Consider the following 25479-nt stretch of genomic DNA (forward strand, 5'->3'; position numbering starts at 1 on the left):
ACTTCTTGACACAAATGTTTTCATGCTAATCCATTGAAAATGTTTGTGTTTTTTGAACCACCCCGTCAAAAATTCTTTGAATTTTTGCCACCCCTCCAGAGGAAGGGAATATAGTACGTCTGATTGAATATTCGTAGAAAACATAGATTTTTGGAATCTTTTGGGAACTTTATATTCTCAAAGCTTATCACTTAAAAATGAGCAGTGTTAATCACTTTTGTGACTTTTGTGGTTAACCATTTCATCCTTCTTTTTTCAGAACTTTTTAATTATCAATTAATTAATTTACAGTTCATACATGTTTACAAATAGTAAACTAATTTTACAATAGTCAAAAATAAATTACTATTTGTAAACTTTTCTATTTAAAAACTCTTTTTCCCTATGAAAACAAAACTATTCTCAATGGCTGTTGTCATGAGCTGTTTCCTTGGAGCTCAGACCAAAAAAGTTCTTTTTATCGGTATTGACGGATGCCGTGCAGATGTCATGATGTCTACTCCCACTCCTAACATTCAAAACCTGATCAGTCAGTCGATTTATTCTGTTGATGGGCTTTGCGCTGCCACTACCTGGAGCGGAAACGGATGGAGTACGATGCTTACCGGCGTATGGCATACCAAGCATAATGTTCAGGACAATAATTTCACCAGTCCGAACTACGTCAATTATCCTGATTTTTTAACCAGAGCAGAAACTTACAATCCCAGCCTGAGAACTGTTTCTCTGGCACATTGGTCACCTATTAACGATAAGATTATACAGAATGCGGATGTAAAAACCAATCTGGCAACAGATCTTGCCGTGAAAAATGCAGCTATAACCGCTTTGCAGAATGACAACCCTGATATTCTCTTTGTAGATTTCGATGATGTAGATCATGCAGGACATTCTTATGGATTTTCATCAAGCATTCCTCAGTATGTATCTTCAATCAAAACAACAGATACTTATATCGGAGAAATTGTCACTGCTATGAAGAACAGACCTTCTTACAACAATGAAGACTGGCTGGTAGTACTCACTACAGACCACGGAGCAATAGAAAGCTCTCATGGTGGTGGAAATCTTTCCGAAAGAAACATTTTTACGGTATATTCCAATCCGGGATTTATTCCTCAGCAAATCAGCAAAACAATCCTTGAATCCAATAAGACATTCAATCAGTTGAATTTCCCTGCAGGAACCTATGCAAAACCATCTAACCAGGCTCCTTTCAATTTTGGTGCAACTCAGGATTTTACGATTGAGTTTTGGGTAAAACCTAATGCTGCCTACTCCAGTGATCCGGTAATGATCAGTAATAAAAACTGGGCTAATGGAAAAAATAAAGGATTTGTTTTTTCAGGGTATTCCGGACAGACTTTTAAAATGAATATTGGCGATGGAGCCAACAGAATTGATCTTGTTGGAGGAAAAGTGGAAACGAATAAATGGAAACATATCGCTGTCAGCTTTGACAGAGATGGTCTTGTAACACTGTATGAAGATGGTGTTCCGGTAACTTTTGCAAAAATGAATACCATCGGAAATATTGATTCCGGGCTTCCTTTAACCTTAAATCAGGATGGAACCAATGCTTATGGAATCAATCTGGCAGCTTCCTATAAAGATGTAAGAATCTGGAAATCTGCGCTTCCCAATGATGTCATCGTGAATTGGGCCAACCAGGATATTACACCTTCACATCCTTATTATGCTCAGCTAGTGGCCAATTGGAAATGTAATGGAACTTCCGGAAATACGTTGGCAGATTCAAGTCCAAACACCAATAACATGACTGTGACAGGTTCTCCGACTTATAATGCCAATACGGTCAACAATTTTAAGGTGTATGATTATACCTCAACGACAAGAGAAACAGATCACTTTCCTACCGTACTGAACTGGCTTTGTATTCCGGTGCAGTCTTCATGGGGAATTGATGGAATCAATAGAATTCCGGCATGTTCTAAAGAAATATTAGCGGCAAAAGATTCTAAGGTAATCGCTGATGATTTTAAAATTTATCCCAATCCTGTTTCAACATTCATTGGAGTTCAGTATCAATCTGAAGATAAGGAAATTAAAGCAGAAATCATCGACAGTAAAGGAGCATTGGTTTCAACGTCACATTTACAGTCTTCAAGAGGATATTACGATGAAAAAATCAATATTGGGAATCTTCCGACAGGTGTATATTTTATTAAAATTAACGGAAGTAAAAAATCACTGACCAAGACGTTCATCAAGAAATAAAACAGTAAAGCAATTAGATTTAAATTTTGATATTAGAACAAGGATATTCCTATCCGAGTTCTAATATTTTTTTTTGCTTATTTATTGAAAATCAACTCCATTCTAACATCTGCACGGTCGTACTCAGCATGACCGATAGGTGTATGGATAAAGCCCAGTTTTTCGTAAAGTTTAATAGCAGGAACCAAAATAGAATTGGTAACTAAAAAGACTTTTTCGGCATTCAATTCTTTCGCTTTTTCCACCAAGGCATTTCCCAACAGATATCCTAATTTTTTTCCTTGTGCTTTGGGACTTACGGCCATCTTTGACAGTTCAAAAGTAAGAGGATTGTTCTCCGTTTTTACTAATGCACAGGTTCCTACCACTTCTCCATTCAGCAAAGCAAAAGCAATGTGTCCGCCTTTATTTAAAATCTCTTCTTCCGGATGATCCAGAAGTTTATAATCTCCCGATTCCATTACAAAGAACGTCTTGATCCACTCTTCATTCAAAGCTTTGAAAGCTTCTTTATACTGAGGGTCATACGCTATAATTTTTACTTCATTATTGATATCATTCATCGCTATAAGGTTTATTAAATTCTGTTTTTTATCATTTTTCCCAACTTCTCCAGATCGCTTTCCACCCGATCAGTCCATTCCAGGGCATAGTTCAGTCGCATACAGTTCTGATACTGATTATATTGTGAAAACATTCTTCCCGGAGCAAAGTTCACTTTTTGGCTGACAGCTATGTCATAAAGATCTTCTGTACAAATTCTCTTATCAAGTTCCAGCCAAAGCATAAAACCTCCTTTGGGTTCTGAAATCTTTGTATTATCAGGAAAATACTCAATCACCGACTTCTGGATCTGAAGGTAGTTCGCGTACAGTTTTTTTCTGAACATTCTCAAATGATGATCATACCGTCCGTGTGCCAGGAAATCCGCAATCACATCTGAAAACAAAGAAGGTCCGCTCACCGTCTGAACCAATTTCTGACGGATAATTTTTTCCTTAAATTTTCCCGGAGCCACCCATCCTACTCTAAAACCCGGAGCCAGTGTTTTGGAAACCGAACCTACCCACATCACAATTCCTGCTTCATCGTAAAACTTACACGGCTTTGGTCTTCCCGCTCCGAAATAGATGTTTCCGTACACATCATCTTCAACCAAAGGAACATTGTACTCGGTAAGCATTTTCACCAGTTCTTTTTTGTTCTCATCAGGCATCTGAAATCCTAAAGGATTATTATAATTCACGACAAAACAGCATGCAGAGAGCTTCGGAAGGACCTTTTTTAAAGCATCCAGATCCACTCCTGTAATAGGATGCGTAGGAATTTCTACAGCTTTCAATCCCAATAACTGAATGGCCTGAAGAATTCCAAAATATACAGGGCTTTCCACTGCGACAGAATCGCCTGGTTGCGTAACGGCCATTAAACAATTATAAACAGCATTCATCGCTCCGGAAGTAATAACCAGATCGTCTTCCGTAATTTTCCCTTCCATTACCATAGACCATTTGGCGATTTCTCTACGCAGAATTTCGCTTCCCTGCACAGGTTCATAATTGGTTCCGCTGTCACTCTTCCTTTTCATCACATCAATCATGCATTTCTTCATTTTGGCAACCGGAAGAAGACTCTTCCCCGGAATTCCCAGAGCGAACTGCGTAACATCTGTACCTCCGATACTCCCAAATACTTTATCAATAAGATCCTGAGGAGTATTTTTACCTTCCGAAACCTTCATCTGTGCTACAGAAGGTAATGCCAGTTTTCGTTGGGAAGTCTGGCTTACATAATATCCGTATTTCGGACGCGATTCTACAAGAGAACGGCTTTCCAACTCCATATACGCTTGCTTTATCGTATTCAGGCTCACGTTGTATAATTTCTGTGCACTTCTCAGTGAAGGCAGCCTGTCTCCAAATTGCAGGGTTTCACTTTTGATCTGCTCTGTGACAGAATTGGCTATTTTAAGGTACAGAACATCTTTAGGCATTGAATCAGGGGTTTTAAGTAAATGTACAATTTTATCCTGCTTTATTCAGGATTCAGCCAGCTAATCATACTGCTGATACTGCTTTTTAACTGTTCCGGATCTTTGAAATTCGGTGTATTATTATTTTTTAAATATCTTTCAGCACGGGAAAAAAAGTTTCTTTTCTCTACTTCTGGCATTGTATTTTTATCATAAACTTTGAAGGAGATTTCATTGTTTTCATTAATGATAAGACTGGCAAAAGCAACTACTATATTTCCATTTTTAGCCAAAAGAAAAGGAAGTCCGAAATTCTGATCTGCTTTCTTCACATTCTGGGTCTCCAGAAAAATAGTTTTAAGCATCCACATATCTGAGATATAAGCTTCAGCATATTGAAACGGCTTCTGATGTTGAATGATTGTTTCCATATTTTCTTCTTTAGCTAAACAAAATTATGGAGTATTTAATTTTGGATACAGATACAGAACTAAACAATATTACGGGTACAGATTTTTTACGATCAGGCTCAATATGCAAATATATTTAGCTAAAATTATATTCTCTGTCTTATCTTTGCAAAAAACATTAGACAAAATGAGCTTCTTTGGAACGAATATTAAGAAAATAAGGCAGGTAAAAGGAATTAGCCAAAAAGCATTTGCAGGCCTTCTTGATCTGAACAGAGGTGTGATAAGCTCTTATGAAGAAGGCCGTGCCGAACCTAAGATTGAAACGATATTAAAAGTAGCCCATCATTTTAACCTGAATCTTGATCAATTACTGACTGAATCTTTACAGGCAGAGCAATTAGTAAGTGTTTCTGACACGGATCAGCTTATGTTGTTTCCGGAATTAGAGATCCTGAATAACAAAGAAGAACAGACAAAAACAGAGAAAAATAATCCCAACACCTCAATACTGCAAAAAATATTAGCAGCCGTTGATCTCGTATATGAATTCACTCCTGAAAAACACCTGCTTGCCCACTATCAATATGGTGATGTTTTATTTTTAAATAAGGCTGATATACATACAGAGCACTTCAATAACTTATTAGTTCACACCAATGGAAACCTTCATTATGCAATTGATAATCAAACATTAAACAGAAATAATCAGGAATATTATAATATTGTTGGATACATTTCAATGACAGAAAAAAATATATTTACAGGCATCTTTGAAAGGTTGGAGAGGCTGGAAAGTAAAGGACAATTTATTTAAACAGGAAAAAAAATCCCTATACAGCTGGCTATATAGGGATTTTTATTAGCTATCAGATTTTAATTAAAATCTTTTTCTTCAATATTTTTATTATAGTACAATTCCACAAGATTGGCTTCCTGATTTCCATCTTCAGAAACAAAAGTCAATTTGGTAGCATACCAAAGATCTCCGAATTTCTTGTAATCACTTTGTAAAACCGTTGAAAACGCATTCTTTTCTCCATTTTTAACAGTCTCTTCTTTACTTAAAAAGAATGATTTCACATCGTAATACAGATAAGTCACTTTTCCTGTTATATAGGTTGCCTTTATTTTATAATACATCTTATCTGGATTCTCATCAATAAGTTCAATCTTGTACAGTTTAGGATCTATATAAGCCAATTCATTGATGATATATTTTCTGTCAGCTTTATCCTTGAATACAGCAGGATCAGCCAGTTTTCTTTCACCGTTGACCAGGTCGTATCCTGTTTTCCCGTCAAACCAAGACCTGTATACGATCCTTCCCTGATACTCAATTTCAAAACTTCCTTTGTTCGGCACCATTTCTTTTGTGATCCAGTTTACCTTACGGCCATCCATTACTGTTTCTGATTTGGAATAAAGTGTTTTTATACTGCTTAAAAACTTTTTCCCTCCTTCTGCCTGAATGGCTTTTTCAATAATTTCCTGAGCTTTTTTCTCGTTGGATGTCTGTGAGAATAATGGATTAGAAGCAGCTATCATCGTAACCGCTAAAATGGTATTCAATAATTTCATGGTTTTATTTTTCTGAAGCAAATTTACCAAAAGGCATTTTAATTTTTAAAGATATTTTAGTTTTTACCTAATAAAAACAAAAATCCCTCCGTAATAAATTACAGAGGGACTTGTACCCCAGACGGGACTTGAACCCGTACGTCCTTGCGGACACAGGATTTTAAGTCCTGCGTGTCTACCAGTTCCACCACCAGGGCATGGTGTGGGCAAAAAACGGGATTCGAACCCGCGACCCCAACCTTGGCAAGGTTGTGCTCTACCAGCTGAGCTCTTTTCGCATAGTGCGGATGAAGGGACTCGAACCCCCACGCCTCACGGCACCAGATCCTAAGTCTGGCGTGGCTACCAATTACACCACATCCGCTGATTTTTGCTGATCTGAATTCACAGATTCAACCTAATTTCTTACAAATATAAAATATTTTATTTAAAGAACACTCTCTAATTAAAACAAAAAACCCTCCGTAAGATATTACAGAGGGTCTTGTACCCCAGACGGGACTTGAACCCGTACGTCCTTGCGGACACAGGATTTTAAGTCCTGCGTGTCTACCAGTTCCACCACCAGGGCATGGTGTGGAGCGAAAAACGGGATTCGAACCCGCGACCCCAACCTTGGCAAGGTTGTGCTCTACCAGCTGAGCTATTTTCGCATAGTGCGGATGAAGGGACTCGAACCCCCACGCCTCACGGCACCAGATCCTAAGTCTGGCGTGGCTACCAATTACACCACATCCGCTGGTTTTTTATACTGTAAGTTTTAAAGAGCTTGCTTCGTTTTTGTGAGTGCAAATATAGGACAATTTCCTTTACTACCAAACTTTTCAGGAAAAAAAATTAAATTTTCCATATTTTTTTTTCACGTCACCTTTTATTACATTTCATTTTCTTATTTTTACATCGTTAATATTTACAATATGGAATTACAAGGAACGGTAAAGAAACTTTTTGATGCTCAAACATTTGCGAGCGGGTTTCAAAAAAGAGAAATGGTTATTTTGACCCAGGAACAGTATCCACAGCCGATAAACATAGAATTTTTATCTGATAAAATCAGTTTATTAGATAACCTTAAAGAAGGAGAAAACGTAAAAGTAGGAATCAACATCAGAGGGAGAGAATGGGTTTCTCCTCAAGGTGAAACTAAATACTTCAACTCTATTACAGGTTGGAGAGTAGAGAAAGTTTTTGAAAACGCTTCAGAACCTACTCAGGCAATGCCTCAACAATCAGCATCTCCCGTTTCTAACGAGAATCCTTTTGCCGGAGACGATGATGATGATTTACCTTTTTAATTAAAAGAATAAAGATCAAATATAAATCCTGCTTTTTGAAGTGGGATTTTTTTTCTAAAAATGGTCCGATTAGACGAAAATGAGATTTCATTTCCTGACCCTGAGCTGTATGAGGGTCATGAAGGGGTGGTTGCTTTTGGAGGCGACCTATCTGTAGAACGCATTTGGTTTGCTTATCAACTGGGTATTTTTCCCTGGTACAATCCCGGAGAAGAAATCCTCTGGTGGTGCCCTGATCCGAGATTTGTTCTGGTTCCGGAAGAATTAAAGGTTTCAAAATCAATGAGAAAGATCCTGAACAGAAATATTTTTACTTTCTCAGAGAATAAGAGTTTCAGAGAAGTGATCAGAAACTGTCAGCAGGCGACCCGCAAAGGACAGTCAGGAACATGGCTTTCCGAAGAACTGATGAATTCTTTTATCAAGCTTCATGAATATGGCCTGGCCAAGAGCTTTGAAGTCTGGCAGGAGGGAGAACTTGTAGGCGGCTTTTACGGATTACAGATTGGGAATGTCTTTTGTGGTGAAAGCATGTTTGCAAAAGTAAGCAATGCATCCAAAGCTGGGTTTATCCATTTCGTAGAAAACAACAAAGACAGAATAGAATTAATTGACTGTCAATCCCATACAGAACATCTTGAAAGTTTAGGAGCAAAAATGATTCCTAAAAAAGAATTTCTAAAAATCTTACACGAAAATAATGAACGCAGATAAAGAAAAATGGGTTCTTCTGGTTATCCTGAGTATTATCTGGGGATCATCCTTTATTTTAATCAAAAAATCACTGGAACATTTTAATCCGTATCAGGTAGGATCTTTAAGGGTTCTTATTGCAGGGATTATTTTGCTTCCTGTTGCTATTTCCAATTACAAACTTTTCCCTAAAAAGCATTTGAAATGGTTAATTCTGGCTGCCTTTACCGGAAACTTCATTCCTATGTTCCTGTTTCCAATTGCAGAAACTGAAATAAGCAGCAGTATTGCGGGGATTATCAATTCAATGATGCCTATTTTCGTCATTATTGTAGGCGCGCTGGTATGGAAATTCGAAACGACAAAAAAGCAGATTATAGGAACGTTAATAAGCTTCACCGGAGTCTGTATTCTTGCATTTGGAGGTGGTGACAGCGGGGATTTGAAAATGATTCCCATTCTGTTGTTATTATTGGCCACTTTATGTTATGCACTGAGTACTACAACGGTAAAATCGAAGCTTATGGAAGTTTCTTCTACTGTTTTATCGGCTTTTGTGTTCTCATTTGTGTTATTATTCCCCTCCATTATAGCTCTGACCTCCACTGGATTCTTTTCGGAATTTAGCTTTTCGAAGGATAATCTGCTGGGGCTTATGTTTGTCAGCCTCTTATCAATCTTCGGAACAGGTCTGGCAATGACCATGAATTATCGTTTGCTGAAAGTTTCTTCTCCTCTTTTTGCCTCTACAGTTACTTTAGTAATGCCTATTGTTGCTATTATCTGGGGGATTTTAGATGGCGAAAAACTAACGTATTTACAATTTATAGGAGCAGGAATTATCATTGGAGGACTGATCTTTTTGAGAACAAATCAAAAAAAATAAAATTACATTATAAATTAAATTATATTTGGCTAATTTAATTTATAACTATGAAAAAAAATCTACTTTTTGGCTTATTGGCCTTATCTACAATTTCATGCTACAGTTCTGACGACACCCCTTTTGACAACAGTGATCCATCCAATCAGAGTCTGGTTCTTCCTACAAGAATGACAATGGATGGTATTGTAATGAAAATCAATTACAACGGAACTAAAATCATCAGTATGATTAACAATATTAATCATGGGCAAAGAATTGAATTCACCTATACTGACGATTATGTTACCAGTATTAAACATTACGAAAATAATATTCTTGAAAGTACGGCTGAATACGGCTATAATAACGGACGTATGGCGTCTGCTGTTACGAAGGAATATTCTACTACAGGTACAGTACAGAATACGGTTGCATTTGCTTATACCTACACAAGCAATACAGAAATCAGCGTAAAAAAACAGACAACTTCGGGAACTGCCGGTTCATCCACCATCAACAGTATACTTACTTACAGCAATGGAAATATGGTAAGCAATATAGGTTCAGGAACTGGAACAGTAAATGGCAATACGGTTAATTATACAGAGAATGAAACCTACACATATACGGATAAAAACTATCCTTTTAAAAATGTAAAGGGTTTCGACAAAATTATATTTAACGGAAATGAGAGTGATGGTGTAAGCATGCTATTTTCGAATATAAAGAACAGCTTAAGCACCTATAAAGGGCAATTCACCAATACCGGAGGAGGAACAACAACCGGAACTACCGCTCATAAGTATACAACCACTTTTAACGCTGCAGGCTATCCGTCTGAAGAAAGCAGGCAGTCTCTTGATATGAATGGAAATGCAAACGGCAATGCTCCGGATAAATTTTTCTACGAATATAACTTCCAATAAAAAAACCTGCAAAAATGCAGGTTTTATTGTTTTTAAATTAATTTAATTCTTTTTTCTCACTCTACTTGCTTTAGCTTTTTTCACCTCATCTTTAATGAAAGGATATTTTTTCTGCATATCCTTAACTAAAGACGGATCCAAATCTAATGCTTTCTGAAGAGCTTCCATTCCCTTATCCTGGTCTTTCAGGTTAAAAAAGCAATTGCTTAACTGATAATACAGTTCTGCTCTGTGGTGATTTTTTAACGCTTTATTCAGAACGGTTACCGCATCTTCATATTCTCCTACCAACATCAAAACTTCTGAATAGGCATACCAGTTGTAGAATCTTGATGGTTCTGCATCCACAAGCTTTTTAAGACAGGTAAGACTTTCTTCAAACTTCCCTGAATCAATAAACAGGAAAGCCAGTCTTTTTTGATAATCAAGATTGTTTTCATTCAGCTGGGTAGCTTCTTTGGCATAATACAATGCCTCAGACATTCCACCCATTTCTTCGTAGAGATAAGACTGTTCCATCATTGCAAGATAAAACTGAGGGTCTTCTCTTAATGATTTTTGAAATGCATTTAACGCTATAATAGGCTGTTTTAATGCTTTATTACACAATCCGATTTTATAAAAAGTAAATGCTTTTGTGTATTCCAGCTCCAGCATCTCTTCATAGGTCTCAATTGCTTTTTGGTATTGTCCCAAAGCTTCATAACAGGCTGCTTTATTGGCATATACTCCTACAGAGTTTGAGTTAATTGCCAACAAATAATCATAACCTCTTATCGCTTCATCATAATTTTTTCTGTTGAAATAGAATTGTCCGTATTCAAACCATGCGGTTTCGGAATAAGAAAATTCATCTAAATATTCATTAAGAAAGGCAATAGCCTCCTCGCTCTTATTCAAATCACTGAAACACACCATACAGTTTTCCAGTGAATATTCATCCAACGGATCTTCTTTCAGTGCTTTTCTGTAATGTTTAAGAGCGTTAAAAGGATCTCCGAGATTCACATATTCATCCGCAATAAAGTTGTGGAGAAAGTTTTCTTCTTCCTCTAATGTCAAAGCTTTTTTACAGATTTCAATGGATTTTCTGGGATTTCCTAGGTTCGAATAATACTTGGCATAACAAACCAAAAAGTCAGTGCTTTCCATAGAGGCACCTTTCAATTCATCGATAAGTTCTTTCGCCGTATTATACTCTTCCCACTCCAGAAGGATCTCAAGTCTTTTGATCTTAATATCCAACGAATTAGGGTGAAGCTTTAGTCCATAATTAACAGCCATGTCAGCGTAATTAAAATCCCCAAGCTCCAAATAATAAACAATAATGTCTTCTAACTCTTCTGTATCGAAGTAGAATTCGTCATTGTTTTCCATCATTTCCTCGAACTTTTTTACAAGTTCATTTCCAAAATACTCTTCCAATAGTGTCCTCTTTGTCGGCCTGATGTCTGAATTTGCTTACAAACCTCGGCAAACGATTAGTTAATAATACATCTGAAACTGATATTCAAATATTTATGCAAAGTTGCAACTTTTTTTTGAATTTTCCATTTCATAAATTTCTATTATAAAAATAGTAAAAAAAGAAAACCAATAAAAGCATTGTGGATAAAAAAACGGAAATTGGGGTTAAATTCTTATCACAAGACGTTTTCCGCTTTGTATCTCAGCATTCCATATGGTTTCGATATTTTTAATATCAACGTCCTGTGTTTCCATTTTAATCTTTCCGTCTATGGCTGCCTGAAACATTTCAGGAATAATTTCTGAAAACAGAAGGGCTGATTCTTCTTTTGTCCAGCTTCCCAATCCGGATCCTGAGATCTGAATATCTGTTCCTCTGAGGATCTGTGAAGACAGCTGAATGGTATCTCCGCTCATTCCTCCTATGGTTACCAGTTTTGTTTTATGGGAAAAGGTTCCGTCTCCTTTAAAAGCAGACAATATCATTTCTATAGAATGTCCCCAGATATAATCCAAAACAATATCAATAGGGGTTTCTTCATGAATTTCTTTTATTTTTTGTTTAAAATCATGATCCGCTAACTTGAGTGAAACAACCTCATCAGCTCCCAGCTCACGTAAAGACTGTAGAGATTCTTCATTTCTTCCGGTAACAATGACTTTACCGGCATTATATAATTTGGCGATCTGAACAGCAATTCTGCCTGTGATTCCGGTTGCTCCGTTAATCAGAACGGTATTGCCTTTTTGTATTCCGGCTTTAAACTTTAAGGCCATTGCTGATCCCATAACGGCATTTGGCAGTGCGGCGGCTACAGAAAAATCCAGTTCTTCAGGAATTGGAATGATCATTTTTTTATCTGCTACTGCTTTTTCAGCTACCGTCCCTTTTTTACTGAAGAAATAAACTTTATTTCCATTTTCCAGATACCCTACTCCATCTGTCCCAATAATAGTGGGTTGATGTCCCTGATTTTCTGTGGAATAATGATTTCCTCCTGCTCTGGCTCTGTCCAGGTTTTTAATAGATGCGGCTTTTACTGAAACCAGAATTTCATTTTCATTCATAATTTCAGGTGCCGGGAAATCTACGTATTGAGGAATGCTTCCTTTTTCAAATACTACTGCTGCTTTCATTCTTTTTAATTTTTAAGCAAAATTATAGAGGATGAATGCCACATAGCGATAACATTTGTTATGAGTTTGGGATTTGTTTAGGAATGGAAGCAGGAAGAGGGAGGCGGGGAGTTATCGAAGTCCATTGTATAAGAAGGGGCTTCTTTTAGTAAAGAATGCGTGAAGATGTAGCAAAAAAATCCCAAGTTATATATTATATTATTACCATCAAACTTCCTGCTTCTGCCTTCCATCTTCCAGCCTCTTACAGTTTCTCTTTCAATATTTTGCTTTTGATTCTGCTGAGATGCACCGTTGTAATCCCAAGATAGGAGGCAATATAATGTTGCGGAACTCTTTTGATAATTTCAGGTTTTTGTTTCACCAAATTCAGATATCGCTGTTGTGGGGTATCTTTAATGAATGAAAAGAAATGCTTCATATAATCGAATACTCTTTCAAAAAGGGCATCCATAAAAAGATTTCTGAGCTCACGATTTTCATACACTTCTTCCAGGAAAGCTTCTACATCGGGCTTATTGATTTTATATAAAATACATGGTTCTATCGTCTCAAATGAAACCATACTTGGCAAGCCTTTTTTAAAACTTTCAAGGGATGAGAACATTGTATTTTCAAGGAAAAACTGAAATGTTACGTCTTTTCCATCATTATTATACCAGGCTCTTACCATACCTTTTTCAATGTAATAGGCATTGTAGGAAACCTCACCTTCTTTTAAAAGCAAAGTTTTAGCCGGGACTTCCATTCGTTCAAAGCTGCCCAGAAATTTTCTCCATTTTTCTTTAGGAAAGGGAAATCTGTTTTTGATATGTTCAAACATTCCTGATAAAAAAAGAACGGACTCTTTGTCCGTTCTTCAAATATTTTTAGATTAAACTCTTAATTTTAGCAATAATATCATCGCCCAACTGATCGGCTTCTTCCTGAGACTGAGCTTCAGTATAAATTCTGATGATGGGTTCTGTATTGGATTTTCTAAGGTGAACCCAATTGTTTTCAAAGTCTATTTTAACCCCATCTACAGTGGAAACTTCTTCATTCTGATATTCCTGTTCCATTTTGCTTAAGATAGCGTCTACATCAATCTCCGGAGTCAGTTCTATTTTCTTTTTCCCCATGAAATAGCTTGGATATCCTGCTCTTAGTTCAGAAACCGTTTTGTTTTCTTTCGCCAAATGAGTCAAGAATAAAGCAACTCCTACCAAAGAATCTCTTCCGTAATGCAATTCAGGATAGATAATACCTCCGTTTCCTTCTCCTCCGATGACAGCATCTTTCTCTTTCATCAAAGTTACTACGTTTACTTCTCCTACTGCACTTGCAAAGTATTCTGAGTTGTGGGTATGTGCTACATCTCTCAAAGCACGGCTTGAAGAGAGGTTAGAAATTGCCACCCCATTCTGGTGTTTCAACAGGTAATCTGCAACGGCTACCAGTGTATATTCTTCGCCGAACATTTCTCCTTTTTCGTCAATCAATGCCAGTCTGTCTACATCCGGATCTACGACAACTCCCAAATCAGCGTTTTCTCTTTTCACCAATTCGCAGATGTCTCCTAAATGTTCTTTCAAAGGCTCAGGATTGTGTGGGAAGTGTCCTGTAGGCTCACAGTATAATTTGATGGTTTCACAGCCTAATTTATCCAAAAGCATAGGAATTGCAATTCCTCCTGTAGAGTTTACCGCATCCAGAACCACCTTAAAGTTTTTTGCTTTGATGGCTTCCACATCTACCATTGGCAAATCCAGGATCTGCTGAATATGGATATCAAAAGCATCATCTCTTGTTTCGTATTTTCCAAGATCATCAACTTCTGCAAAGTTGAAATCTTCACTTTCTGCCAAAGCCAGTACTTCCGCACCGTTTTCACCGCTGATGAATTCTCCTTTTTCGTTTAATAATTTAAGGGCATTCCATTGTTTTGGATTATGGGAAGCAGTAAGGATGATTCCCCCGTCTGCATTCAGCTCAGGAACCATTACTTCTACTGTAGGTGTTGTAGAAAGACCAAGATCTACCACATTAATCCCCAATCCCTGCAATGTAGCCGTTACCAGAGAAGAAACCATCTGACCAGAAATTCTGGCATCTCTTCCGATGATAAGAGTAAGATCTTTTTTATTTTTATTATTTTGAAGCCAAGTTCCGAATGCAGAAGCGAATTTTACCACATCCAGCGGTGTTAAGTTATCATTTACTTTTCCACCAATGGTTCCGCGAATTCCGGAAATAGATTTTATTAATGACATGATGTTTTTAATTTTATTTTGTTCTTTCTAAATTTTCCAGCGCAAAGATACTTAAAAGACTTTTCAACTTACAGAAGAGGAATCTTTTTTTGAATTTTATCATAAGTATTTTTTACAACTTTCGGTGGGGCAAAACGATATCCTATATACAACAGTCCATAAAGGTTATTATTCTCTACGGCTTCCCCATTTTTCTGATAGGTATAAGTCTTAAAGTTCATTCTTCCACCAAAAAGAAAGCGTTCCGAGTTATATCCAATATGAAGACCTCCGTCCATTCTCAGGGTTAGAAACTGTTCATTTTCTTTTGGCTCATTTCCTTCCCGGGAGCTTGAAAACTGTCCTCCAAGCCCTACAGAAAGGTAAGGAGCAATATTCACCTTATCCTTTATAATCCAATTGTAAAAGTATCCCATATTTCCCCCTATTTTATACTGAACCTCTCTGCTTTTCACTTCGTTGGTTGTATTGGTGAAAAAGCTGACATCATAATCCAGATAAGGAACCCAGCTTCCGCTGCTTTTTTTCTGCCATTCACTTTGAGTGTAGATACTTTTGGCCGAGAAGTTTTTATTGAGGACATACGATGTTGTTCCTCCAAAGCTCAGCACTTTTAAGTCCGGGAACTGTAAATAACCATCTTTGGCCTCCTGCCAGTCTGAGATAATATCTTTCATATTTTCCACGTAAAATCCCTTTACTTTTTTATAGTAAAGTGTCTGGATAAATCTTTTAGGAAAAAACCTGAAGCTCAGATCTGTATAAGAGCTTTTACCTTTCAGATCATCCTCATTATTTCCGGGGATAAATTTGGGTGAAAAAGAAAGGGTGGCACTGATCGCCCGATAGTCCACCGATATGGATGTTCTTGTTTTGTTATTGATAGACAAATCTATTTTATTATTGCCTATGTGTTTTCCTCCCTGAGAGAGGATGTACTTTTCAATGTTAGTATCCAGATTAAGGCGAATCATCACCTGGTCACTGTAAGACTTAACAAGGGTTGTATCTGTCTGGCATTTCGCATAAAAAATGCACGAGAACAACATGAGAACTGAATTTGTGTTTTTTAGATTCAAAATAATTAATATTTTCAAAGGATGAAAATACTAATTATTTTTTAATACCCCGGTTGCGCCTGGTTTAAGAGCATCCGCAGTCTTTATCACAATTCGTTCTCTTAGAACTGAATTTTTTAGGTGCAAAATTCTTTTTAAGTACTTTAAATAAAGAGTAACAGGCGAATGCTACAATTAATGCAATAAGTACGTACTGAATAATTAATGATGAGTCCATTACTTTAAAATCTGATATGCTATCATCGACACAAAATATGCCAAACCTGTCATCATGACTACCTGAAAGCCGGTCCATTTCCAGCTTTTGGTTTCTCTGTAGACTACTGCCAGTGTAGAAACACACTGCATTGCAAATGCATAGAAAAGAAGAACTGAGATTCCGGTAGCAAAACTGAAGACTTTTTCTCCGTTGGGTTTTACATCTCTTCTCATTTTATCAATTACTTTTACTTCGGGAGCATCATCTTCCAAACTGTAAAGGGTAGACATTGTTCCTACGAAAACTTCTCTTGCCACGAAGCTGGTAAGAATTCCTACTCCCATTTTCCAGTCGTAGCCAAGCGGAGCAATAACAGGTTCTATTCCTTTACCCATTTTCGCAAGGTAAGAATGGTCAAGGTGAACATCTGTAGCTACAAACTCATTCGTTTTTTGGCTGGGTCCAAAGTAACTCAGAAACCAGATGATGATACTTACGATGAAAATTATTTTTCCTGCTCCGGTAATGAAGTCCCATACTTTTCCCAGAACCATTTTAAAGTCATATCCGAAAAGTGGTTTTTTATAAGCGGGAAGATCCATTACAAGATACGTTTTTCCCTTACTTTTAATAAATCTTTTAAGGATTGCTGCTGAGAATAAAGCGACTAAGAAGCCAAGAAGGTACATTCCCATCAAAACCAGCGCCTTGTATTTTATTCCTAAAAATGTTCCTTCTGAAATAATCAGCCCGATGATAATACTATATACCGGAAGTCTTGCAGAACATGTCATAAATGGGGTTACCAATATTGTAAGCAATCTTTCTTTTACGTTTTCAATATTTCTTGTAGAAATCACAGCAGGAATAGCGCAGGCTGTACCTGATACAAGCGGCACTATACTTTTCCCGTTAAGCCCGAACGGACGAAGTAATCTATCCATCAGGAATACTACTCTTGCCATATATCCTGAATCTTCCAACAGGTAAAGGAAATACAACAGGATTCCGATCTGTGGAGCAAAAACGACAATCCCTCCAATTCCCGGAACAATTCCGTTAGAAATCAGCGAATTAACTGGTCCTTCCGGAAGATGTTCGTTGGTAAATGCAGCCAGCCAGGAAAATGTTTCTTCAATCCAGTTCATAGGATATTCCGCAAGGAAGAAAACGCTTTGGAAAATAACCAGCAGGATGAGTAAAAAAACAACATAACCCCAGAATTTATGTACTAAAACTTTATCCAGTTTTTCGGTCAGTAATTCTTTGAACTGAGCTTTTTTAGAAATGACATCAGCCAATATTTTGTCTACATTCTGATATCTTCTCACGGTTTCCTGAACCTGTAATCTTTTCGGAACCAGACTTTTAGAGTCAGATTCATTGAGTTGTTCCATTACTGAGCCTATTCTTCCAAGATCTGTTCCCAGTGAAAGGCTCATCCAGGCTTTATATTCATTATCGAAACCTTTATGTGCTGCCAGTTTCTGAATAAAATCTCTGTGTTCGTTGGGGGTTTCAAAAGAAGCTGCATTTGTTTTTACAAATTCATTGTTGTAAACAGCTTCTCTCACGGTATCAATTCCAATCTGCTCTTTGGCGTTGGTCTGAATAATCCGAATCCCTAATGCTTCGGAAAATTTTTGAATATCGATGGTGATTCCTCTTCTTTCTGCCTGGTCAATCTGATTGACAATCAGAATCATTGGAATGCCAAGATCCTGAATCTGCTGAAAGAGAAGCAACCCTCTTTTTAAACTTAATGCTTCAAGAATATAAACAACTCCTGCGTAGTTTTTCTGCTCGTCGATAAGGTATTTGGAAAAAATAGCTTCATCTTCTGAACTTGGGTAAACACTGTAAGAACCTGGAAGGTCAATGACTTCCACTTCTTCGTTTTTATAAGTATAGTTCCCCGAGTGACTGGCTACGGTAACGCCGGCATAGTTTCCGGTTTTCTGCTTTTTGTTGCAAAGCGTATTAAAAACCGTTGACTTTCCTACATTAGGATTTCCGACTAAAAGTATCTGTTTTTTCTTGTTTTCCTGCATTAATTCAATTCTTCAACAATGATGTAATCTCCTTCTTCCTCACGAAGAGCAATCCGGCTTTTTTCTGCTCCAAACTCCACATACATAGGCCCATTGAATGGTGCCTGATACAAAATTCTGAAAGAGGTTTCCGGAAGAAGCCCCATTTCAATAATTTTATTGGGCATTTTAAGATGGTCGTTATCATACCCCAATATCTTCCCCATTTTGTTTTTAGGGAATCCACTTAATTTATGTAATCCTTTCTCTTTCAAAGCCTAATTTTTAGTCCTGCAAATATACGCTATTTAAATTTAATCTAAATAACAAGGTTCAGAAAGAAAACTTCCTGAACCTTATAATTTTTTTTACTATTTAGTTATAGACCTCCAAAACTAGCTATACAACTGGCTGTTGCTGCGGCCTCAACAAAACCTTCTTCAGTAGGTATTCCCATGGATATATACATTAAAGAAATAGATATTGAATTGTTCAAAACACATTGTTGGAAAGGATTCAATCTTTTTGCTTTTGCAATTTTTATTACCCCTTTTTCATCCTTAAAATTCTTTTTAGCTATAAGAACAGTTTCCGTTTTTGGGGTTTCGATTGTATTTGTTTTTGGTTCTTCTGTTTTTGCAAATACAACGGCTGATGTCATCAATAGTGATGCAATAATAATTTTTTTCATGGTATGGTATTTTAAATTAGTTTTTAACAAAAAAGAAATCAACCCAGACACGCAATGTATTTGGGTTGATGGTAAATCTTATTATGAAACTCCTTCTGACTCAAGCTGGAAGCAATGAACAGCAGGCCCTACGAAAATAGGTCCTAAAGCAAGTTCAATAATACATTTTTCTTCTGTAGTTAACTCCCTCTCTTTTGCAGTTGTAGATAATGTAATAGGCTTTTGTAGTTGATCTGTACTTTCGATAGTCTTCTTAGCAACTAAAACAGTTTCTGTTGTATTTTTAGGCTCCTCAATTTTATTTGGAGATTCTGTTTTTGCAAATGCAACTGCTGATGTCATCAATAATGATGCAATAATAATTTTTTTCATGGTATAATATTTTAAATTAGTTTTTAACAAAAAAGAAATCAGCCCAGACACGCAATATATTTGGGTTGATGGTAAATCTTATTAAGAAATTCCTTCTGCACCAAGCTGGAAGCAATGAACAGGAGGACCGGCAATTATAGGACCTACAGCAAGTTCAATAGCACATTTTTCTGCTGTAGTCAATTCCTTCTTTCTTGCGGTGGTGGATAATGTAATAGGTTTTTGTAGTTGATCTGTATTTTCGATAGTCTTCTTAGCGACTAAAACAGTTTCTGTTGCATTTTGGGGATTCTCAGTTTTTGGAGATTCTGTTTTTGCAAACAATAGGGCAGATGTTGTCACTAAAACTGCGACAAAAGCTTTTTTCATGGTATAATTTTTAAATTAGTTTTAACAAACATATGAGAATAAAAAAACAAAATCAAATATTTTTTGAAAAAATTTAAAAATTTCTACGAATCAAGTGTAGAATTTATCTAACAAAAAGAAATCAACCCAAATACATTGCTGTATCTGGGTTGATTCAAAATATAATTTAGTTGATATGAAGCTTATTTTTTCTTCTTGTCAGAGGCCTGTTCTTTTTCTATTGGGTTGTCATTGGATCCGAAGAAATCTTTCACCTGTTTTTCCATCCTTTTCATAAAATCACCAATGGTTCCATCTGTTCCGGGCATTGGTTTGCTCATCGTCTCAGCAGTCATATAGGGACGAGATTCAGCAAATGGATCTGCTTTAAAGGCATCAAATGACTTCTTGAATTTTTCTTTTGTAGTGGGAGTTACCGTATTACTAGACATTCCCATCTTCGCATTAATCTTATCTGCATAAGACACTTCGTCGTAGTTTTCTATTTTTTTATTTCCACTTAATAACCATGAGTAATTTTTATCCGCGTCTTCAATTTTTACAATCAAACCTGGCAGTCCATAAAATTTATAAGGTCCATCCTGAAAAGGAATATCGGAGCTGAACCATGCCGTCCATGTTCTTCCTCCAAATTCAGTGGTGGCTTTTTGTGTATTATAAGTTCCTATTTTTTGTTTTTCTGGTAAAATATTCCACTGCAATTTCACATCATCATCATAAGAGAAAAAGTTTCTACTGATCTTATCTACATATTGCACTTTCATTTCCGGATAGTTTTTAAGAATCTTGTATGAAAACTTAGGCCATCTTATCATTTTACTCATATCCTTAAAGGACTTCGTTTTTTCCATCTCTTCTACCTGAACTTTAATAATTGAATCCTGGGCAGGCATTGTATAATCCTGGTAGATAGATTTTTTAGGAGTAATATCCAAAATGGTAATCACTTTATCCAGCTTTGCTGAATCTTTCTTCGGTTTAAAAGTCAGTTCATAAAAGAAACGATTCGCTGTTTCCTTGGACTCCTGAGCTCCTGCAAAAGCAAATAGAGCGATAAGAAATACGGAGAATAACTTTTTCATTGTAGCAAGTTTATATAATTAGTAATGATATCTCTTCTTTTGTTACAGTTTTTTTCAAATTTTATTTTCAGTAAAAGTATTCTTTGCTTTCAAGTCTTTACAGATTAAAAAATTATGATTCTCTTAAAACAGTTTCATTTTTAAAACGCTTACCTTTAAGTTTCTAAAAAACAAAACATTATGGATACCTTATCTCAATTAAAATCCGAACTGGAGGGAGAATTCCAAACCACAAAAAAATTTATTGAACGATTCCCTGAAGGTAAAAACGACTTTGCTCCCCATGAAAAAAGCATGAAGATGATGCCGCTTGCCACTCATCTTGTAGAAGTTTTTGAATGGCCGAACACCATTTTAAATACTTCTGAACTTGATTTTGGTAAAGGAGACTACAAGCCTACTGTGCTTTCTACAAAAGAAGACCTTTTGAAAAAGCTGGAAGAAGATTATCAGGCAGGCAAAAAGGCATTAGAAAACAGTACAGAAGAGGATCTGAATCCCAGCTGGACGATTAAAAATGACGGTCATGAACTGGCAAGCTGGAGTAAGTACGGAGCAATCCGCCATGCATTAAACCAGATTACGCATCACAGAGCGCAACTGGGTGTATATTACAGACTGAACAATATTCCTTTGCCGGGAAGCTATGGGCCTTCAGCAGACCAGCAAAGTTTTTAATTTTAATATATAGTATATCTCAACAAAAAACCAATCCGGATGGATTGGTTTTTATTTTATTTAAAATTGAATTTCACACTTAACATGACCTGGCTTGGACGGAGCTGCATGGTTGTCTGAGTAATCGTTGTATTATCAATATCTATTCTTTCAAATACTTTTTTGTTTGCGATATTCATCCATTTCAGTTCAAAATCAACTTTCTTTTTAGCCCATGAGAACTGATATGAAAGATCAAAGAAACCATTGTTATATTTTACATCTGCAGATTTTGAATTGATCTGGTCCCAATAAAATCCAATGGTATGGTTTTCTAACGGATAGAAAAATACGTTAAGGTTGTGACTGTATCCTTCAGATTTTCCTTTGTTACCTGTAAGATAAATATTAGAGGTCTTATTCCAGGTTTTAGAGGCGTTAAAGTCTACACTCATCCATGAGAAATAGGTATTGTTAAATTTAATTCCAAAAGTATTCCCGTTCGTTTTATTATCAATATCATCGGTATTTCTAATGGATTGGGATTTAGAGATTGTATTGTTATAGCTTAATGATGCGTTGGTTTTAAACTTAGGAAAATATTTGCCTATTTCCGCATAATAGGTATTGCTGGTTCTTTTATTTTCTCTTTCCAGGTATTCTGTTACTCTGAATCCAGATTCATTAACGATACTTGAGGCAATAAGGTTATTTTTAGCATCACTTATTCTATAGCCTACATTGAAGAAAAGGTTATTTAACGGATTTCTGTATTCCAATCTTGTCCCTACATTTTTGGTATTGGTTTCAGGAATCGGGTTGTTAGGATTCATCACATTAAACCCTGCCGGACTTGTCAGAATATATCCCGCATAGGCAGTCTGAATGTCTCCGAAATTATTGCTGATTCCCCCATTCAAACTTGCTTTGAAAAACGAAGCGAATGAATACTGAGCAAAAATATTGGGTGTAAATGTTACTTTACTCAAAGATTTGGAAACATTTCTAAAGGCATCTTCAGCTTTGATATTATTAAAATTAACAGGGAAGCTTGAGAATAAGCTCCATGCTTCTGATTTATAATTAATTCCCACTGAGGCAGATGGATTGATTCTCGTAAATTTCAAATCATTTTCATAAGCTAAGCTTGCAAAATCCGGTTTATTTCCGACTGTACTTCCATCAAAATTTGTTGTCAGCTTATCCGTTGAAAGGTCAAATCCTACTTGTGGGGTAAATGTCCATCCTTTCGTAGAAAAACTGATATTGGCAGAATGTGAGGTATCTAAAGATTTGATTCTGAAATACTGCAAAGCGGTACTTCCCGGGGTAAAGTTTATCGTTGTAAAATCATTACTCCCCGGTTCTTTGTATGGGAACTGTAAATAGTTTGCAGGAGAAATTTCTAAGATCTGCTTGTCATTCTGATAACTAATATAGGATTTGAAATTCACCATCTTTTCTTTCCAAGGAATAATGGTGCTTAAAGAGTTCTGGAAAGATGTTGTAGGTGATTCTAAAGCTTCGTTTCCTATTCTGTATCCTTGTTTATCATTTCTTTCTGCCAATGCCCTGTCAGCATTCCAGAATTGAGAGAATGTCGTTGTGTTTTTGAAGAACCCCTTTTTAGCATTTTTAGTAAAAATTAATTCCCCTTTTAATTTGTCTGTATAGAAGTTATTCAGGAACCTTGTATTATATTGTGTTCCCTGTTGAATGTCTCTGGTAATACTGTTAGACTCTCTTTCCACTGCATTATTAGTATAATTGGCATTGGCTTTAAGCTCCCATTCTTTCTTTTTATCAATATTGGTAAGGTAGTTGGCTGAAAGATAGTGAACACTGTTCATCAAATATCTCTTTACCGGAAGATCCGGTACAGTAGCATTTTCTACATTTAACCAATTGTTTTGTGAAATATTACTTCTTCTTCCTTCCCACGCGCTTCCGAAAGCAAGGATATTTCCTTCATTTTCTACCTGCTCACCCATATTATTGGTTTTATAATTGACAACCCATTGGCTTTTCTGTCCAAAAAACATGGGAGTCAGTTTTACATTCCAAAGCCATTGATCTCCGAAACCGGTTCCTACTTCTCCTCTACCTGTCATGGTTACGGAGTTTTTAAGCTTAATATTGATGGCTGCCTGATCTGAAGGCACTTTATCCTGGAGAATTTTTACCGGCTGGTGGTTTTCAAGAACTTCTACTTTTTGTACGGCATCTTTTGGAAGAGAATTGTTGATGGTTCCATAGCCACCTTCCATAAGGTCTTTTCCGTTCACATAGAATTTATTGATTGCATTACCCTGATATAGAATCGTACCATCATTATTTACCTCAATTCCCGGAATCTTTTTCATCACATCCGCCAGGGTTCTGTCGTTTTTGCTGTTAAAAGCTTTAAGGTCATAAGAAATGGTATCACCTCTTGCGGTAATCATTTTTGTTTTCAGCTGTACTTCTTTAATTTCTGTGGCTTCAGACTGCATTTTAAAATTCAGCGTCTGATCGCTGTTATTAATTTGCTTTGTAAGTGGTTTTTGGTTGAATGCTTTCACTTTTAGATCCACGTTAGATTCAGCGGAAGTGAAAATTACTTTATATTCTCCTTTGGAATTGGTAATGGCATAAGCCAGAATAGCATCTTTACCGGGTTCTTCTATGGTCACACTGGCGCTTGGTATGGCTACCCCATCATCATCAGTAATCTTTCCCGAAACCGTTTTCTGTGCAAACGTAAGCACAGTAAAGAAAAGCATCAGAAATAAAGAAATATTTTTTTTCATACTTATTATTTGCTCAATTAGTTAACCATTGTAGTTTTTTGTTACACTTTTTATAAAGATGAATTTTACAGGAAAAAGTTAAATTCCTATCACTACAAACATAGTGATATTTTTTTACCCTTTGAAATATTTTTAAAGTAGGTTCTTTTTGAATCAATTTTAATGTAGTTTACAATTCATAGTATCTCTCTTAAAATATTTTTGAAAAATAATATTGAGTATACAAATTCAATAAAAAAATCAGATTATTTACTATTGAAAAATTAGTAACAAAAGCCTGATACCTATGGGCTTATTTAATAGAAAAAGGACAATTATTACGAGAAGTGAAAATTTTATCGGGGATTATTATTTTACATAGGAAAATCTGATTTGAATCATAGATTAAAAAAAAATTAAAGACTAGTACATCAACATATATTTAATAATTTTGTAACATAAAATTTACAAAATGGGAATAATTTTAAAGCCTATAGATGTTGTAGATGACATTTCGAAAGAAGAATTCTACGAAAAATATCTGAAGCCAAGAAGGCCCGTTGTCATCAAGAATATGGCAAAAAAATGGCCTGCTTATCAAAAATGGACGATGGAATATATGAAGGAAGTTGTAGGAGATGTAGAGGTTCCGCTATATGACAGCTCAAAGGCAGATCCTTCTGCTCCCATCAATTCTTCAGCCGCAAAAATGAAATTTGGAGATTATATAGATCTCATCCAGCGAGAGCCTACTGATCTCAGAATATTCCTTTTTGATCCTATAAAATTTGCTCCTAAACTTTTGGAAGATTATATTTCTCCTAAAGAACTCATGGGAGGTTTCCTTGATAAGTATCCTAATATGTTCTTTGGTGGTAAAGGATCTGTAACGTTCCTTCACTTTGATATTGATATGGCTCATATTTTCCATACCCACTTCAATGGAAGAAAGCATATTCTTCTTTTTGATTATAAATGGAGAGAAAGACTTTATCAGATTCCTTATGCAACCTATGCGCTTGAAGATTATGATATTGAAAACCCAGACTTTACAAAATTCCCGGCACTGGATGGTGTAGAAGGAATTGAATGTTACCTTGAACATGGAGATACACTGTTCATGCCTACAGGATGGTGGCACTGGATGAAATATCTGGATGGAAGTTTCTCTATTTCTTTAAGGGCTTGGGACAAATCATGGGCAGTAAAGGCTCATTCTTTATGGAATCTTACAGTACAGCGTAAGTTTGACGACATTATGAAGTCCAATTTCAAAAAGAGCTACATGGACTGGAAAGAGAAAATGGCAATTAAAAGAGCAGAAATGGCTTTGAAAAGAGGCTTACCAAGATAATTAAAAAGACGTTTCGTTTGAAACGTCTTTTTTTTAGTTTAA

24 protein-coding genes and 6 tRNA genes are annotated in these 25479 nt (G+C 36.3%); 8 read left to right on the forward strand and 22 right to left on the reverse strand.

Annotated elements, in window-relative coordinates; all coding sequences use genetic code 11:
- Positions 1-384 precede the first annotated feature (384 nt).
- Entirely contained in the window at positions 385-2238 is a 1854-nt protein-coding gene (locus CQ022_RS13365) for a LamG-like jellyroll fold domain-containing protein (protein WP_105682868.1), read from the forward strand.
- Between the two features lie 77 nt (positions 2239-2315).
- Here CQ022_RS13365 and CQ022_RS13370 read toward each other — a convergent pair whose 3' ends face one another.
- Genes CQ022_RS13370 through CQ022_RS13380 form a run of 3 tightly spaced genes read right to left on the reverse strand, consistent with a single transcriptional unit; the run spans position 2316 to position 4641 of the window.
- Positions 2316-2801, reverse strand: a complete 486-nt coding sequence (locus CQ022_RS13370; protein ID WP_105682869.1) for a GNAT family N-acetyltransferase — start codon at positions 2799-2801, stop codon at positions 2316-2318.
- A 14-nt stretch (positions 2802-2815) separates the two neighbouring features.
- Positions 2816-4231 carry a PLP-dependent aminotransferase family protein gene (locus CQ022_RS13375; protein WP_105682870.1) on the reverse strand — a complete coding sequence of 472 codons (1416 nt, stop codon included), beginning with the start codon at positions 4229-4231 and terminating at the stop codon, positions 2816-2818.
- A gap of 41 nt (positions 4232-4272) precedes the next feature.
- Entirely contained in the window at positions 4273-4641 is a 369-nt protein-coding gene (locus CQ022_RS13380; RefSeq protein WP_105682871.1) for a hypothetical protein, read from the reverse strand.
- Positions 4642-4807: 166 nt separating this feature from the next.
- On the opposite strand from CQ022_RS13380, the gene CQ022_RS13385 reads away from it, so the two are divergent.
- The gene (locus CQ022_RS13385; RefSeq protein ID WP_105683394.1) at positions 4808-5437 is read left to right on the forward strand and encodes a helix-turn-helix domain-containing protein; all 630 of its coding nucleotides are present in this window, start codon (positions 4808-4810) and stop codon (positions 5435-5437) included.
- Between the two features lie 59 nt (positions 5438-5496).
- Here CQ022_RS13385 and CQ022_RS13390 read toward each other — a convergent pair whose 3' ends face one another.
- The 7 genes from CQ022_RS13390 to CQ022_RS13420 form a co-directional block, all read right to left on the reverse strand.
- Positions 5497-6201, reverse strand: coding sequence for a hypothetical protein (locus tag CQ022_RS13390; RefSeq protein ID WP_105682872.1), 705 nt, complete (start codon positions 6199-6201; stop codon positions 5497-5499).
- 113 nt (positions 6202-6314) lie between these two features.
- Positions 6315-6398, reverse strand: a tRNA-Leu gene (locus CQ022_RS13395).
- Positions 6399-6406: 8 nt separating this feature from the next.
- Positions 6407-6479: transfer RNA gene (locus CQ022_RS13400), tRNA-Gly, on the reverse strand.
- Between the two features lie 4 nt (positions 6480-6483).
- A tRNA-Leu gene (locus CQ022_RS13405) sits at positions 6484-6565 on the reverse strand.
- A 123-nt stretch (positions 6566-6688) separates the two neighbouring features.
- Positions 6689-6772 (reverse strand) — tRNA-Leu (locus tag CQ022_RS13410).
- 6 nt (positions 6773-6778) lie between these two features.
- Positions 6779-6854, reverse strand: a tRNA-Gly gene (locus tag CQ022_RS13415).
- A gap of 4 nt (positions 6855-6858) precedes the next feature.
- Positions 6859-6940: transfer RNA gene (locus CQ022_RS13420), tRNA-Leu, on the reverse strand.
- Positions 6941-7118: 178 nt separating this feature from the next.
- On the opposite strand from CQ022_RS13420, the gene CQ022_RS13425 reads away from it, so the two are divergent.
- Genes CQ022_RS13425 through CQ022_RS13440 form a run of 4 tightly spaced genes read left to right on the forward strand, consistent with a single transcriptional unit; the run spans position 7119 to position 9980 of the window.
- On the forward strand, positions 7119-7496 hold the full coding sequence (locus tag CQ022_RS13425) for a DUF3127 domain-containing protein (RefSeq protein ID WP_105682873.1): 378 nt from the start codon (positions 7119-7121) through the stop codon (positions 7494-7496).
- Between the two features lie 60 nt (positions 7497-7556).
- Positions 7557-8210, forward strand: coding sequence for a leucyl/phenylalanyl-tRNA--protein transferase (gene aat / locus CQ022_RS13430; protein ID WP_105682874.1), 654 nt, complete (start codon positions 7557-7559; stop codon positions 8208-8210).
- The gene (locus tag CQ022_RS13435) at positions 8197-9075 is read left to right on the forward strand and encodes a DMT family transporter (RefSeq protein ID WP_105682875.1); all 879 of its coding nucleotides are present in this window, start codon (positions 8197-8199) and stop codon (positions 9073-9075) included. Before aat ends, CQ022_RS13435 begins: the two co-directional genes overlap by 14 nt.
- Before the next feature lie 47 nt (positions 9076-9122).
- On the forward strand, positions 9123-9980 hold the full coding sequence (locus CQ022_RS13440; protein WP_105682876.1) for a hypothetical protein: 858 nt from the start codon (positions 9123-9125) through the stop codon (positions 9978-9980).
- Between the two features lie 42 nt (positions 9981-10022).
- Here the strand turns inward: CQ022_RS13440 and CQ022_RS13445 are convergent, their stop codons facing one another.
- From CQ022_RS13445 to CQ022_RS13495, 11 genes are all read right to left on the reverse strand, one after another.
- Complete coding sequence (locus CQ022_RS13445; protein WP_105682877.1) at positions 10023-11405, reverse strand: tetratricopeptide repeat protein; 1383 nt, start codon at positions 11403-11405, stop codon at positions 10023-10025.
- Between the two features lie 207 nt (positions 11406-11612).
- Positions 11613-12584 carry a zinc-binding alcohol dehydrogenase family protein gene (locus tag CQ022_RS13450; RefSeq protein ID WP_105682878.1) on the reverse strand — a complete coding sequence of 324 codons (972 nt, stop codon included), beginning with the start codon at positions 12582-12584 and terminating at the stop codon, positions 11613-11615.
- 244 nt (positions 12585-12828) lie between these two features.
- A complete protein-coding gene (locus CQ022_RS13455) occupies positions 12829-13407 on the reverse strand; it encodes a Crp/Fnr family transcriptional regulator (protein ID WP_105682879.1) in 579 nt (192 codons plus the stop codon).
- Between the two features lie 46 nt (positions 13408-13453).
- Positions 13454-14836 (reverse strand): phosphoglucosamine mutase, encoded by a 1383-nt coding sequence (glmM, locus tag CQ022_RS13460; protein ID WP_105682880.1) that lies wholly within the window; start codon positions 14834-14836, stop codon positions 13454-13456.
- A gap of 68 nt (positions 14837-14904) precedes the next feature.
- Positions 14905-15885 (reverse strand): DUF4421 family protein, encoded by a 981-nt coding sequence (locus tag CQ022_RS13465; protein ID WP_105682881.1) that lies wholly within the window; start codon positions 15883-15885, stop codon positions 14905-14907.
- A 246-nt stretch (positions 15886-16131) separates the two neighbouring features.
- Positions 16132-18165: a ferrous iron transport protein B gene (feoB, locus tag CQ022_RS13470; protein WP_105682882.1), complete on the reverse strand. Its 2034-nt coding sequence runs from the start codon at positions 18163-18165 to the stop codon at positions 16132-16134.
- Positions 18165-18419: a ferrous iron transport protein A gene (locus CQ022_RS13475; RefSeq protein ID WP_105682883.1), complete on the reverse strand. Its 255-nt coding sequence runs from the start codon at positions 18417-18419 to the stop codon at positions 18165-18167. The genes feoB and CQ022_RS13475 overlap by 1 nt, the downstream gene beginning before the upstream one ends.
- 104 nt (positions 18420-18523) lie before the next feature.
- Complete coding sequence (locus tag CQ022_RS13480) at positions 18524-18835, reverse strand: hypothetical protein (protein ID WP_105682884.1); 312 nt, start codon at positions 18833-18835, stop codon at positions 18524-18526.
- 81 nt (positions 18836-18916) lie between these two features.
- Positions 18917-19207: a hypothetical protein gene (locus tag CQ022_RS13485; protein WP_105682885.1), complete on the reverse strand. Its 291-nt coding sequence runs from the start codon at positions 19205-19207 to the stop codon at positions 18917-18919.
- 81 nt (positions 19208-19288) lie between these two features.
- Positions 19289-19576, reverse strand: coding sequence for a hypothetical protein (locus CQ022_RS13490; RefSeq protein WP_105682886.1), 288 nt, complete (start codon positions 19574-19576; stop codon positions 19289-19291).
- Between the two features lie 182 nt (positions 19577-19758).
- The gene (locus CQ022_RS13495; RefSeq protein ID WP_105682887.1) at positions 19759-20658 is read right to left on the reverse strand and encodes a GLPGLI family protein; all 900 of its coding nucleotides are present in this window, start codon (positions 20656-20658) and stop codon (positions 19759-19761) included.
- A gap of 180 nt (positions 20659-20838) precedes the next feature.
- Between CQ022_RS13495 and CQ022_RS13500 the strand changes: the two genes are divergently transcribed.
- A complete protein-coding gene (locus tag CQ022_RS13500; RefSeq protein WP_105682888.1) occupies positions 20839-21336 on the forward strand; it encodes a DinB family protein in 498 nt (165 codons plus the stop codon).
- A 56-nt stretch (positions 21337-21392) separates the two neighbouring features.
- Here the strand turns inward: CQ022_RS13500 and CQ022_RS13505 are convergent, their stop codons facing one another.
- Entirely contained in the window at positions 21393-24104 is a 2712-nt protein-coding gene (locus CQ022_RS13505) for a Plug and carboxypeptidase regulatory-like domain-containing protein (protein ID WP_105682889.1), read from the reverse strand.
- Between the two features lie 451 nt (positions 24105-24555).
- On the opposite strand from CQ022_RS13505, the gene CQ022_RS13510 reads away from it, so the two are divergent.
- A complete protein-coding gene (locus CQ022_RS13510) occupies positions 24556-25437 on the forward strand; it encodes a cupin-like domain-containing protein (RefSeq protein ID WP_105682890.1) in 882 nt (293 codons plus the stop codon).
- Positions 25438-25479: the final 42 nt, after the last annotated feature.

The organism is Chryseobacterium culicis (assembly GCF_002979755.1).
GTDB classification, from domain to species: Bacteria; Bacteroidota; Bacteroidia; order Flavobacteriales; family Weeksellaceae; genus Chryseobacterium; species Chryseobacterium culicis_A.

Excerpts from the sequence above, each read along its gene's own strand:
- CQ022_RS13370 (WP_105682869.1), bottom strand. The coding sequence starts at position 2,801 with ATGAATGATATCAATAATGAAGTAAAAATTATAGCGTATGACCCTCAG.
- CQ022_RS13385 (WP_105683394.1), top strand. The coding sequence starts at position 4,808 with ATGAGCTTCTTTGGAACGAATATTAAGAAAATAAGGCAGGTAAAAGGA.
- CQ022_RS13510 (WP_105682890.1), top strand. The coding sequence starts at position 24,556 with ATGGGAATAATTTTAAAGCCTATAGATGTTGTAGATGACATTTCGAAA.
- CQ022_RS13505 (WP_105682889.1), bottom strand. The coding sequence starts at position 24,104 with ATGAAAAAAAATATTTCTTTATTTCTGATGCTTTTCTTTACTGTGCTT.
- CQ022_RS13435 (WP_105682875.1), top strand. The coding sequence starts at position 8,197 with ATGAACGCAGATAAAGAAAAATGGGTTCTTCTGGTTATCCTGAGTATT.
- CQ022_RS13425 (WP_105682873.1), top strand. The coding sequence starts at position 7,119 with ATGGAATTACAAGGAACGGTAAAGAAACTTTTTGATGCTCAAACATTT.
- CQ022_RS13450 (WP_105682878.1), bottom strand. The coding sequence starts at position 12,584 with ATGAAAGCAGCAGTAGTATTTGAAAAAGGAAGCATTCCTCAATACGTA.
- CQ022_RS13490 (WP_105682886.1), bottom strand. The coding sequence starts at position 19,576 with ATGAAAAAAGCTTTTGTCGCAGTTTTAGTGACAACATCTGCCCTATTG.
- CQ022_RS13455 (WP_105682879.1), bottom strand. The coding sequence starts at position 13,407 with ATGTTTGAACATATCAAAAACAGATTTCCCTTTCCTAAAGAAAAATGG.
- feoB (WP_105682882.1), bottom strand. The coding sequence starts at position 18,165 with ATGCAGGAAAACAAGAAAAAACAGATACTTTTAGTCGGAAATCCTAAT.
- glmM (WP_105682880.1), bottom strand. The coding sequence starts at position 14,836 with ATGTCATTAATAAAATCTATTTCCGGAATTCGCGGAACCATTGGTGGA.
- CQ022_RS13380 (WP_105682871.1), bottom strand. The coding sequence starts at position 4,641 with ATGGAAACAATCATTCAACATCAGAAGCCGTTTCAATATGCTGAAGCT.
- CQ022_RS13390 (WP_105682872.1), bottom strand. The coding sequence starts at position 6,201 with ATGAAATTATTGAATACCATTTTAGCGGTTACGATGATAGCTGCTTCT.
- CQ022_RS13375 (WP_105682870.1), bottom strand. The coding sequence starts at position 4,231 with ATGCCTAAAGATGTTCTGTACCTTAAAATAGCCAATTCTGTCACAGAG.
- CQ022_RS13440 (WP_105682876.1), top strand. The coding sequence starts at position 9,123 with ATGAAAAAAAATCTACTTTTTGGCTTATTGGCCTTATCTACAATTTCA.
- CQ022_RS13500 (WP_105682888.1), top strand. The coding sequence starts at position 20,839 with ATGGATACCTTATCTCAATTAAAATCCGAACTGGAGGGAGAATTCCAA.
- aat (WP_105682874.1), top strand. The coding sequence starts at position 7,557 with ATGGTCCGATTAGACGAAAATGAGATTTCATTTCCTGACCCTGAGCTG.
- CQ022_RS13465 (WP_105682881.1), bottom strand. The coding sequence starts at position 15,885 with ATGTTGTTCTCGTGCATTTTTTATGCGAAATGCCAGACAGATACAACC.
- CQ022_RS13485 (WP_105682885.1), bottom strand. The coding sequence starts at position 19,207 with ATGAAAAAAATTATTATTGCATCATTATTGATGACATCAGCAGTTGCA.
- CQ022_RS13495 (WP_105682887.1), bottom strand. The coding sequence starts at position 20,658 with ATGAAAAAGTTATTCTCCGTATTTCTTATCGCTCTATTTGCTTTTGCA.
- CQ022_RS13365 (WP_105682868.1), top strand. The coding sequence starts at position 385 with ATGAAAACAAAACTATTCTCAATGGCTGTTGTCATGAGCTGTTTCCTT.
- CQ022_RS13480 (WP_105682884.1), bottom strand. The coding sequence starts at position 18,835 with ATGAAAAAAATTATTATTGCATCACTATTGATGACATCAGCCGTTGTA.